Origin of the sequence: Sulfuricurvum sp., from assembly GCF_028710345.1 — a bacterium.
Taxonomy (GTDB): domain Bacteria; phylum Campylobacterota; class Campylobacteria; order Campylobacterales; family Sulfurimonadaceae; genus Sulfuricurvum.
Window position 1 is genome coordinate 196,999 of sequence record NZ_JAQTUH010000001.1, and the last position, 11,768, is coordinate 208,766.

Genomic DNA, 11,768 nt, shown 5'->3' on the forward strand with positions numbered 1-11,768 from the left:
GGGGCATTATCTATCCTTTTAAATTCCAAAACTTCTAGTTTAATAAATAATACATATCTTTTTATCTCTCTATTTACATAAAGTGAATATAACTAGTTTTATTTAATCAACGCTATAATGAATTTATGAAAAAAATCATCCTTGTATTTTTACTGCTGTTTACTCTTGAACCATTCACCTCTTTATGTGCCAAAGAGAGCGTACATATCGGGGTGTTAGCACATAAAAATTATGAGTCAACCCATATGATGTGGGATCCGACAGCTGAATATCTGAACACTAAAATTCCGGAGTATGATTTTCATATTACCCCTTTGAGGTTTGAAGAGTTTCTCCCCTATCTGCGAGATAGAAAGATTGATTTTGTTATCACTAATTCGGCGTATTACGTTGATTTGGAAAGCAGTTTCGGTATTTCAAGAATTGCAACTTTAAAAAATAAAGATTTTAATGGAAAGGTGCAAACGGAGTTCGGGGGTGTTATATTTAAACGTGCTTCCAATACGGCCATACAGAGCGTCGACGATTTAAAAAACAAGAAATTCGCCGCGGTGGATGCTGAATCGTTTGGCGGATGGATCATGGCACTTCGAGAACTCAAAGAACAAGGGATAAGTGAAAAGGATTTAAAAACGACATTTTACGGCACTCATGAATCGGCTGTTTTTGCAGTTTTAGACGGTAAAGCGGATGCGGGGACGGTTCGAACCGATACATTAGAGCGCATGGCGGGTGAGGGAAAAATCAACTTAAACGACTTCACCCTTTTAGAACAAAAAAATTACCCCGATTTCTTTTATCAAACCAGTACACGTCTCTATCCCGAATGGCCGATAGCAACGACAAAACATACCTCTAATGCACTTGCAGAGAAGGTAGCAGTAGCACTTATTTCGATGCCACAGCACTCGGAAGCGGCAGAGGCATCTAAGAGTATGGGATGGACGATTCCGCTCGATTATCAAAGTATCCATGAGTGTTTACGAGAACTTGAAATGGGGCCTTATAAACATTTTAGAGAGGATGCGTTTATCTCTTTTGTTAAGCAGTATTGGTATTACGGTGTTATTACATTGTTGGTGTTGTTAGTATCTCAGTTTATCGCATTATACATTGCGCGAATCAATGCAAAATTACGTGATACACAACAAGCGTTAGAGACGCTTAACGATTCATTAGAAGATAAAATTCGTGATAAAACAGAGCATCTCTATAGTGAGAGTTTAAAGCTCGAAGAGGCGTATTTGAACGAAAAATATCTCCGTAGTATTTTGAGGACAGTTGCCGATGTCAATCAGATGTTGATTACAACAAGGTCAAAAGATGAGCTGATCGATAAAGCAACGTTGTGTCTGAGTTCAAATGAATCGTTTAAAAGGGCAAAAATTTCTCTTGTTCATGAAGGAGAGTTAAGTGTCGCTGCCGCGTACGGAATCGGAGAAGATAATACGATAACATGGATAGAGCGTAAGGTATACGAAGAGAAGAAAAATTTTATGATTACGAACATGGCGGATGTACGGATAACTCCTGAGTGTAGAGAGAATATCGTTTTACATGGAATCAAAGCGATTTATGCGTTACCGTTGAAAAGCAGTACGTTTAGCGATGAGGTAATCGGTGTATTGACGATTTGTACGGGGCGGGATAACGGGTTTAGCGTTGAAGAGCAAAAAATGATTGAAGAGCTTTCCGGAGATATCGGTTTTGCCTTGAATTCGTTCACACAGCAAAATCATATCAATGAACTTTATGATGAGCGTTTAGAGAGCTACGAAAGCTTTATCGATGCTATGGTCAATATGATCGAGCAGCGTGATACCTATACGGCGGGGCATACGGTGCGGGTGGCCTATTATGCTGAATTGATAGCCAAAGAGATGGAACTGAGCGAAAAAGAGATACAACTGTTGGTCGAGTCGGCAAAATTGCATGATATCGGTAAAGTTGTTACTCCTGATTCGATATTACTCAAGCCTGGAAAATTGAGTAATTTGGAATATGAGCTTATTAAAGAACATGCCAAGGCGGGGTATGAGGTTCTCTCCAATGTCCATCTTTATAAAGAGCTTGCCGATATTATGGTTGATCATCATGAACGCTATGACGGTAGCGGTTATCCGTACGGCAAAAAAGGGGGAGAAATCTCACTTTTGGGGCATATTATGGCGGTTGCCGATTCGTTCGATGCGATGACAACCAATCGGATTTACAAACCGCGTAAAGAGGTGAAAGAGTCGTTGATTGAACTGAGTGAGTTGAGTGGCACATGGTATCATCCTGCGGTTGTGAATGCTGCGGTAAAAGTACTTTCCGATATTGAGATTGATACGACGATTAATCAGATAGGACAGACTCCTCTTGAGGAAGAGCGACTGAGTTATTTTTTCAAAGATAGGTTGACAAAACTTTACAATGAAGACTATTTTATGATGGTAATTAACGGTCGTTCTCGCTATAGTAAACCGAATAAATTTACAGTGATTTCATTGATTGATTTTCATCGTTATAATAAAGCATTCGGATGGGAGAGCGGAAATACGATGATTGCGCGTTTTGCCGATTTTTTAATGCACAAACTTCCCGAGCGGCTCATGTTCAGAGTATGGGGAGATCGGTTTGTGATTGCCGATTTTGAGGGGAATTTAGAGGAGGTGTTAAGTGAGTCGCCGTTAGTGGAAGCGGGGATTAAAACGGCTATCAAAGAGATATCCACAACTACGGATAATTTAGAGGGGATGTTACGCGATAAGGTTATTTAATGCACCCTCCAGCGATTTTCGATTAATAACGTCTCATCACTGTAAATTCGTCCGATAAACTCATCGTCTATACTATAAGTATTGACCCCTTTGGGAGTTCCACTCATGATGACATCGCCATCCTCAAAACTCATAAAGGTTTTAATCTCCTCTATCATCTCCAGCGGTTTGTAGATCATGAGTTCATAGGTCGCTTCTTGAGTCAATACACCATTAATATGTAGTGTCATCCGTAATGATTCGAGCGGTGCATTAAAAGGGACAAAATTACCCAATACCGCCGAACCGTCAAACCCTTTAGCTCTCTCCCACGGAAGCCCTTTGGATTTGAGATGATTTTGTATCTCTCCTTTGGTGAGGTCAAGTCCAAACCCAATCCCTGCAATCTTCCCAGATATCATCAAAAAGCAAATTTCTCCTTCATATCGGGTGTCAGGGGTGATGAAGGCTAATGTATCCGTGATAGCAGAGTTGGGTTTGTTAAATACTACCATGGAGGAGGGGATTTCATTGTTCAGTTCATAGATATGTTCGACGTAGTTGCGTCCGATGCAGACTACTTTGGAGGGAGCTAAGGGAGTGTTGTTAAAGTGGAGGGTTTTCATAAATCATTCCATTGAGCAGATTCATCCTCTTCGGGGCGTCCTTGGAGGATTTTAAGAGGGTTGTAGGTCGCTTTATACTCCAAACTTTGACACCCCTGCACATAATAGCCTAAATAAAGCCATTTAAGTCCCAAACGCTTTGCTAGGGAGATTTGTTCCAAGAGGGTGAATTTACCCAGTGAGAGGTGTTTGGCATGGGGATCGTAGTAGCAATAAAGGGAAGAAATTCCCTCTCCCAGTATATCGATAAGATCAACGGCGATAAGCTTTTCACCTTCGAAATAAAGTACTTCATATCCAAAATCACCATGACCGTTAACGAAAGAGGCTTGGTAGTTTTTAGGATCGATTTTAGGTGCATCCCAGTTACGGGTTCTATGTTTATAGGAGTGGTAACGGTAAAAAAGATCTAAATGTTCACCGCTCATACTCGGCGGGCGGATAAAGGTGCGTAAATGGCTATTTTTACGTAAAATTCTCCGTTCTGACTTGCTAAAAACATAGTTTTCGACATCAATTTTGAGACTTTCACACGCAGTACATTCGCTGCAAACAGGGCGAAAATACATCGATCCGAAACGTCTCCAACCACGAAGGATGAGTGCTTCACATTGAGCTTTGGTACACTCTTGGATTACTTTATAATGGATGGTTTGAGAGTTCCCCGGAATATAGGAGCATGGCTCGTGGAGAGCACACTCTTTGAGGAGGGTGTTTTCCTTATTCGTCATCTTTGCGGTTGAGGGAAATAAGGACACCTTCGATCATCTCATCGATGTCACCGTCGAGGATGTTGCTGATGTTGGAGTAGGGGATACCGGAACGGGTATCTTTGACTTGTTGATACGGTGCTAAAACGTAAGAGCGGATTTGGTGACCCCAACCGTTTTCACTTTTCTCGATACCATCAACGGCGGCTTGTTTTTTCTCCATCTCCAGTTCGTAGAGGCGGGATTTAAGCATTTTAAAGGCGGTTGCTTTGTTTTTGTGTTGTGAACGGTCATTTTGACACTGTACAACGATGCCGCTTGGGATATGGGTAATACGGATCGCCGATTCGGTTTTGTTAACGTGCTGTCCACCAGCCCCAGATGCGCGGTAAGTATCGATACGGATATCACGATCTTCAATTTCGATATCAATGTCATCATCGAGTTCTGGAGAGACCATTACAGAGGTAAAACTGGTGTGACGTTTAGCAGCAGAATCGTAGGGGCTGATACGGACAAGGCGGTGGATACCGTTCTCGTTTTTGAGGTAACCATAGACATTAACCCCTTTGATGAGGAGTGCGGCATCTTTAATTCCTGCCTCTTCACCTGCTTGATAATCGAGGATTTCTACGGTGAAATCGCGACGCTCTGCCCAGCGGGTATACATACGAAGCAACATCGAAGCCCAGTCTTGGGACTCAGTCCCCCCAGCTCCCGGATGGATGGTGATAATCGCATTGTGAGAGTCGTGCTCACCTGAGAGAAGCACCTCTACTTCCATCGATTTGACATTGTTTTCGAGTGATTCGGCATCGGAAAACAGCGCTTCAATAGTCTCTTCATCCCCCTCTTCTTTTGCCATTTCATAAATATCTTGGGCATCTTGGAGGAGATTGAAGGTTTTGGAATATTTTGCCAAACGGCGTTCTAGCTGTGTTTTCTCTTTTTGGATAACTCCCGCAGCAGTGGCATCGTTCCAAAATCCATCGGAATTTTCAAGTTCAGTAATCTCGCCTAAACGTCCATTAATCTCTTGGGGACGGACAACATCGGTGACGTTTTGCATTTTAATCGTCAATGTTTTTAGTAATTCGGTATATTCGTAATGATCCATGTAAAGGAATATCCTATTCGTATATTATAATTGCGATTATATTCTATGAAGGCTAAATATATGATTATCGCACGTTCACGTGAAGCATTACGAGAAATACTCGATTTGATGTCGGGGAGTATCGGGTTTGTTCCGACGATGGGAGCACTCCATATCGGTCACCGTAGCCTTATTGAAGCGGCGCGGCGTGAAAATGATATTGTGGTAGTCTCTATCTATGTCAATCCGACACAGTTTCTAGCGGGAGAAGATTTGAGTAAATATCCACGCAAAGAAGAGGCAGATTTTAAGATTTGTGAACTAAGCGGTGTCGATGTGTTGTTTTATCCTGAATCAATGTACGAGTCTGATGAGGTGAGCATTAAAGCTCCCGATGTCCGTGGATATATCCTAGAGGGTGCCTCACGTCCCGGTCATTTTGACGGTATGCTTACTGTGGTGATGAAGCTTTTAAACGGTGTACGTCCTACACGTGCTTATTTTGGGAAAAAAGATGCTCAGCAATTGGCATTAATCTCTCAAATGGTTCGAAATTTCGGGATGAATGTTGAAATCGTTCCGATGGATACGATGCGTGAGGGTGATGGGTTAGCCCTCTCTTCACGTAATATCTATTTGGATGAGGTGCAACGGGGTGAGGCGTTAAAACTCTCAGCATCCCTCAAAGAGGCAACCAAAATGGTGATGCAAAAGAATTTTGGTACCCAATCGATACAAGAGGCAATGATTGAGGTACTTAAACCTCTTGATGTCGAGTATGTAGCGATTGTCAATCGTCAGTTTGAAGCGATTTCGGAAGTAGTTTTGGGGGACACGATAGTGTTGGTTGCGGCGCGTGTCGGAACGACACGGCTCATCGATAATGTCTGGATGTGATTTAGTGGTGTTCGGCTACAGGCGGCTGTTCAGCTGCTGCTGCGGCAACTTCTGCAGGATCGGGGTGTAGGTATTTCTCTTCGACCATCATATCGACAATCGCTTTAAATACCGGTACGGCGGTGATGGATGCAAAATAGACGGTACGTGGGTTAATAACGAAAATCCCAATGGTATAGTTGTGTTTTTTGTCATTGGCAAAGCCGACAAAAGAGGTATGGTAACTGTTGACATATCCCCCATTTTTAGCGATATGGGCAGTTCCTGTTTTTCCACCTACTTCGAGTCCCGGTGTTTTAGCTACCGTCCCCGTCCCTACATTGACCGTTTTGATCAAAATCTGTTTCATCCTCTCAGCAGTTGCTGGTGTAATTACCTGTGTAGGTTCCATCACCTCTTGTGGTAAGGCTCTGCCGTTATCATCGATTAATGAATCCACTACCATTGGATTGAGGATACGCCCGTTGTTGTTAAATGCATTAAATGCTTTGAGAATCTGCATCGCATTGGCACGCATTCCATACCCATATGCGGTAATCGCTTTATAAAGATAGTTATTGAGCTGAGATGCATTGGGGATAGAACCCCGTTTTTCATACGGTAAATCGGCACCGCTAAAATTGGTAAATCCAAAACGGCGTAACCCCTCAGTGTATTCGGTTCCGTTGAGTTTTTGAGCCAGTTGAGCAATCCCGATATTGGAGGAGTAGACGATAACATCCTCAGCACTAATCATATTAAATTTATGCTCATCGGTAATGGTTTTTCGTCCCATGGTGTAACTACCGCCGTGACCGTTGACCATATCGTAGGGGTTAATCAGTTTTTTATCGAGCATAATAGCAAAAATAATCGGTTTGATAACGGAACCCGGTTCATAGCTGTACTCTATAGCGTTGGTGTTAAGAGAGGGGTAATCTTCTCGTCGGATATGGTTGGGATCAAAACGGTTTGAGCTTGCTAGGGTGAGAATTTTCCCCGTTTTTGCATCCATAACGGTAGCGATAATCTCATCGGCTTTAAGCTGCTCTTTGATTCTGCTGGTAATTGCCTCTGTTCGTGCTTGTAGGGTTAAGGGGATATTGAGCTTAAGACTGAAACCGTTGATTTGTGATTTGATAGCGCTTTGTTTATTGAGGATGAGATATCCGTTGACATCGCGCATTGCCCGTTGGGTTTTGTTTTGTTGAGGATTAAGCTCTTCATCAAAATATTTCTCTAGCCCTTTGATACCATAGATACGGGTATAGCCATCTTCTTCCATTTTACGAGGATAACCCATAACAGGAGTAAGAAGGTCTTGATAGGGGTATTCTCGTGCTTCACCGCTCTCGATGATATTGAGCCCTTGAAGCACCCTTTGGCCATTTGGAAGCTCATATTCGATAAATACTTTGAGTTTTCGTAGCTCAAACGCCAATGTTTTGAGATACATTGCCTCTTTTGGCCCGAGATGGTAGCTGAGGGTAACAGAACCTCTACGGGTGTGGAGACGTTGACGTATTTCAGATGCATCGATACCGCTGTAAATACTGAAAAGTTGGATAAAAAGTTCCTCTTTATCGGGATCAATATTACGAGTATTGACCACCGCTTTGTAGAGTTTTTGGGTTGTAGCGATATGAAAACCATCGGCACTGATAATAGTTCCCCGTTGTGCTTTGGAATTTTCTTCGGAATAGATAGAGGGGATATCGCGATCATGAACGGCGGTATAAAACATAACCGCTAAAAAAATGGCAAATCCAAAAAGGAGAACGACGAAAAGGGCAAGTATTTTTTTGGATTTATTGGAATTTTGCATTAATGGTGAATCTACCCCTACATTTGTGTACGGGTAATCTCTTTGTAGGCATTGAGTGCTTTGTTACGTACTTCGAGCATCAGTTTCATACTGATTTCGGCTTTGTCAATAGCGATAGCGGCTTGGTGAAGATCTTTGACACTACCGGTGGCAATATCACTCATTGCCCGTTCGCTGTCAACTTGCATTTGGTTGACGTTTCCAAGAGCTGAGCGGAGTTCTTCGGCAAAATCGGTCCCTGTGCTCTGTGTACTTCCGGTACTTTTTGCTTTGAGCAAATCGGAGGTAGAGAGGGATTTGATTGCTTGAATATCAGACATCTGTGTTTATCCTTATGATTGGAGGATGCTAATTGCACCATTTGCTAAATTTTTGGCACTTTCAAATGCTGCGACGTTCGCTTGGTATGAACGTGTTGCTTCTACTAAATCGGCCATTTCGATGACGGGATTAATATTGGGGTAAGCAACGTACCCTTTTGCATCGGCATCGGGATGAGAAGGGTCGTATTTCATATTGGGTGCTTTGTCATCGCGTACCACTTTATCAACGATTACACTCATAATAGCAGGATTGGGTTTAAGTCCTGATAATCCCTCTTTGAGAGGATCGGAATAACCGAGTTGATTGGTTTGGCGCTCTAGTGCCTGATTATAGACACTGTTAAAATCAATCGCTTTAAAGACAACTTCTTGACGACGATAGGGTCCACCCTCGTCAGTACGGGTTGTTTGGGCATTCGCGATGTTTGAACTTATGGTGTTTACACGAACGCGTTGTGCTGAGAGCCCATAACCGCTGATATCAAAACTGTCTAAAAATGCCATGAGTTATCCTTTAAGACGTTTTACTACTAGCGTCAATGACGCTTTTAAAGATTGTGGAATCTTTTTTGATAGCTGCTGTGAGCGCATTAAACATCGTTGCATTTTTTGCCATCTCTGAGCTCTCTACATCTAAATCAACACTGTTTCCATCGTTACGTGCCATATGACCGTCACGAAAAAAAGTAGTAGCGTTGGTGCTATTTGTTGTATCGTTAAAACCGCTCATATGAGCAGATGAGGTTTGTGTCATTGCTAATGTATTCGTTTTGTCAGTAAAAAGTTCAGCACTTTTTTGTGCGAGCGCTTCTTCAAAACGGATGTCTCGTGGACGGTAATTTGGGGTATCTGCATTAGCAATATTGCTAGCAATCATGTCTTGACGTGCAGCACGATAATCCATTGCACTTTGCATCAAGTCATGTGAACGTGAAATATTCAATCCCATTTTATCCTCCTTTATTAGACGCCAAAGGAATTTATCCCTTTGGCTACGCTAACCGCTATGGTACTAAAGCTAACCTCTTGCGAGGTAGATTTTAGATTTGTTACTATCAAGCAAAATCTATTCCGTTTTCGTTTTATGAGCACTTTAACGTAGTTCGCTATACTTATGGGCAATTATATACTAAAACCAAGTAAAGTTTTTCATGCCAGATAAAAAATTATTTCTTTTAACGACTGCATTGATTACAATAGGGATAATCTGCTCGTATACTCTCTCTGCTTATACCGTTATTTTGTTTGAGTACAATAACTTTCACTTTGTAATACGGGAATTATTTATAGCAACGATTTCGATTTTACTGATGTGGTCTATAGCGCAACTTGATCCCGATGAATGGCTCCATCCACTGGGGCTGACTCTCTTTTGGGGAGGGATTTTTTTAATGATTATTATGCCCTTTCTCCCATCATTTTTAGTGAGTGAAGTTGGGGGGGCAAAACGGTGGATAAAAATTGTCGGTTTTTCTATCGCTCCAGTCGAGTTTTTTAAGATAGGATTTGTCTATTTTCTCGCGTGGAGTTTTTCACGGAAACTAGGGCATCACGGCGGTATGGGGGTTATGGAAGAGTTTAAACGTTTCTCTCCGTATGCGGCACTTTTTATTGTGGTGATGTTTTTGATTGCGGTGGTTCAAAACGATTTGGGTCAAGTGGTCGTCCTCTCTCTCACCCTTGCCTTTATGCTCTTTTTTGCAGGGAGCAGTTTTCGATTTTTCCTCAGTTTAATTATGGGAGCGGTTGGATTTTTCTTATTATTTATCGCTATGGCACCGCATCGGATTGATCGTATTCTCTCATGGTGGGCATCAGCCCAAAGTACTATTTTGGCTTTTTTCCCTGAATCGATTGCGAAACATTTGCGAATAGAGAATGGTGAAGAAGCATACCAAATCGGTCACTCGATGAATGCGATTCACAACGGCGGGATTTTGGGAACGGGATTAGGAAATGGAACTTTTAAGCTTGGATTTTTGAGTGAGGTGCATACCGATTTTGTCCTCGCTGGGATTGCGGAGGAGTTTGGATTTATCGGAGTCCTTTTTGTTACTTTTTTATTTATTGCAATTTTGCATCGACTTTTTAAAATCGCCAATCGCTCTCTCGAAGATACCGATTATCTCTTTAGTCTTGGTGTAGGATTGTTAATCACCTTTGCCTTTATGATTAATGCGTATGGTATCAGCGGACTCACTCCGATTAAAGGGATCTCGGTACCGTTTTTGAGTTATGGGGGATCATCCATGCTCGCTTCGGCTATCGGGATAGGGATGGTATTGATGTTGTCTAAAAAGATTAAATACGAGTCTGGGGATAAGAAATAGTGTTCCCGTTCGTGGTGAGCTCAAGGAAACATCGCTACGCGAGCGGTACCCTTGTTTTGTCGAACCATGAATCAACCCTTCGACAAGCTCAGGGTGAACGGATTATAGACAAAAATAGGAAAATAATATGAATATCATTTTTACCGGTGGTGGAACAGGGGGGCATTTGGTGATAGCGTTATCGCTTGCAATCGCCGCGAAAGAGCGGGGGCATAGGGTAGCGTTTATCGGCTCGACATCGGGGCAAGATCGTCAATGGTTCGGTGAGAGTGCGGTGTTTGAAGAGACCTATTTTTTAGAGACGACGGGAGTGGTCAATAAACGAGGATTGGGTAAAATCGGAGCATTGTGGAAGATATTCAAAGCACTAATGCAATCCCGTCACATACTCGATACATTTCATGCTGATTACGTGGTGAGTGTCGGAGGATTTTCCGCCGCACCGGCGGCGATTGCCTCATTAACCAAACGTCTACCCCTCATTATCCATGAACAAAACGCGGTAACGGGAAAACTTAACTCCATGCTTCGTCCGTATGCGAAAGGTTTTTACAGCTCCTATGAAGAGGGGGATAATCACTGCGATTACCCTGTGAGTGCTCGCTATTTTGAAAACTCCCGTATCCGCGAATCGGTTAAAACGGTTATTTTTTTAGGGGGATCTCAAGGGGCGAAATTTATCAACGATTTGGCATTAGAGATTGCACCGTGGCTTCATCACGGTGGGATTCATATCATTCATCAATGCGGTGCCAAAGAGGAAGAGCGTGTTCGTCATGCGTACCATGAACTGGGGATTGAGGCTGAAGTATTTGGGTTTACGACACAAATCGCGGAGCTGATTGAGAGAAGTGATTTTGCTATCAGCCGCTCAGGTGCGAGTACGTTATGGGAGTTGTGTGCAGCTTGTGTCCCTGCGTTTTATATCCCCTATCCCAGTGCGGCAGGAGATCATCAATACCATAATGCTCGCTACGTCATCGACCATAATGCGGGGTGGTGTGAACGTCAGAGTGAGGGGATAGCCGATAAACTCAAAGAGGCGATTGCAAGCGATATTCGTCTCAAAAGTGAAGCATTGGAAAAACTGATTTCACCCGATGGAGCAAAACATATTATTGAAAAGATAGAAATAAATAAATAATCCTTCATTCGCGTTTGAGCCCCTTTTCGCTATAATTCGCCCATTCATTTACCACCAGCAAGGGTAATTGAGAAGAGAATTATCAAAGGAGTTTCCT

11 protein-coding genes are annotated in these 11,768 nt (G+C 42.5%); 4 read left to right on the forward strand and 7 right to left on the reverse strand.

Features of this window, described 5'->3' with window-relative positions; all coding sequences use genetic code 11:
• Positions 1-125: 125 nt before the first annotated feature.
• Positions 126-2,762, forward strand: a complete 2,637-nt coding sequence (locus PHC76_RS01055; RefSeq protein ID WP_299974101.1) for a PhnD/SsuA/transferrin family substrate-binding protein — start codon at positions 126-128, stop codon at positions 2,760-2,762.
• On the opposite strand, the gene PHC76_RS01060 is transcribed toward PHC76_RS01055, so the two are convergent.
• Genes PHC76_RS01060 through prfB form a run of 3 tightly spaced genes read right to left on the reverse strand, consistent with a single transcriptional unit; the run spans position 2,759 to position 5,194 of the window.
• The gene (locus PHC76_RS01060; protein WP_299974104.1) at positions 2,759-3,367 is read right to left on the reverse strand and encodes a fumarylacetoacetate hydrolase family protein; all 609 of its coding nucleotides are present in this window, start codon (positions 3,365-3,367) and stop codon (positions 2,759-2,761) included. The two genes, PHC76_RS01055 and PHC76_RS01060, sit on opposite strands and share 4 nt — an antisense overlap.
• Positions 3,364-4,098 (reverse strand): arginyltransferase, encoded by a 735-nt coding sequence (locus PHC76_RS01065; protein WP_299974106.1) that lies wholly within the window; start codon positions 4,096-4,098, stop codon positions 3,364-3,366. Before PHC76_RS01065 ends, PHC76_RS01060 begins: the two co-directional genes overlap by 4 nt.
• Complete coding sequence (prfB, locus tag PHC76_RS01070; protein ID WP_299974109.1) at positions 4,088-5,194, reverse strand: peptide chain release factor 2; 1,107 nt, start codon at positions 5,192-5,194, stop codon at positions 4,088-4,090. The genes PHC76_RS01065 and prfB overlap by 11 nt, the downstream gene beginning before the upstream one ends.
• 60 nt (positions 5,195-5,254) lie before the next feature.
• On the opposite strand from prfB, the gene panC reads away from it, so the two are divergent.
• On the forward strand, positions 5,255-6,070 hold the full coding sequence (gene panC, locus PHC76_RS01075; RefSeq protein ID WP_299974112.1) for a pantoate--beta-alanine ligase: 816 nt from the start codon (positions 5,255-5,257) through the stop codon (positions 6,068-6,070).
• Between the two features lies 1 nt (position 6,071).
• Here the strand turns inward: panC and PHC76_RS01080 are convergent, their stop codons facing one another.
• From PHC76_RS01080 to flgB, 4 genes are read right to left on the reverse strand one after another with little or no spacing between them, the layout of a single operon-like run.
• Positions 6,072-7,874, reverse strand: coding sequence for a penicillin-binding protein 2 (locus PHC76_RS01080; protein ID WP_299974115.1), 1,803 nt, complete (start codon positions 7,872-7,874; stop codon positions 6,072-6,074).
• A 17-nt stretch (positions 7,875-7,891) separates the two neighbouring features.
• Positions 7,892-8,194 (reverse strand): flagellar hook-basal body complex protein FliE, encoded by a 303-nt coding sequence (gene fliE, locus PHC76_RS01085; protein ID WP_299974118.1) that lies wholly within the window; start codon positions 8,192-8,194, stop codon positions 7,892-7,894.
• 12 nt (positions 8,195-8,206) lie between these two features.
• A complete protein-coding gene (gene flgC / locus PHC76_RS01090; protein ID WP_299974121.1) occupies positions 8,207-8,701 on the reverse strand; it encodes a flagellar basal body rod protein FlgC in 495 nt (164 codons plus the stop codon).
• A 10-nt stretch (positions 8,702-8,711) separates the two neighbouring features.
• Complete coding sequence (gene flgB, locus PHC76_RS01095; RefSeq protein ID WP_299974124.1) at positions 8,712-9,146, reverse strand: flagellar basal body rod protein FlgB; 435 nt, start codon at positions 9,144-9,146, stop codon at positions 8,712-8,714.
• Positions 9,147-9,348: 202 nt separating this feature from the next.
• On the opposite strand from flgB, the gene PHC76_RS01100 reads away from it, so the two are divergent.
• Both PHC76_RS01100 and murG read left to right on the forward strand, forming a co-directional pair.
• Entirely contained in the window at positions 9,349-10,527 is a 1,179-nt protein-coding gene (locus PHC76_RS01100) for a putative peptidoglycan glycosyltransferase FtsW (protein ID WP_299974126.1), read from the forward strand.
• Positions 10,528-10,654: 127 nt separating this feature from the next.
• Positions 10,655-11,671, forward strand: a complete 1,017-nt coding sequence (gene murG, locus PHC76_RS01105) for an undecaprenyldiphospho-muramoylpentapeptide beta-N-acetylglucosaminyltransferase (protein ID WP_299974129.1) — start codon at positions 10,655-10,657, stop codon at positions 11,669-11,671.
• Positions 11,672-11,768: the final 97 nt, after the last annotated feature.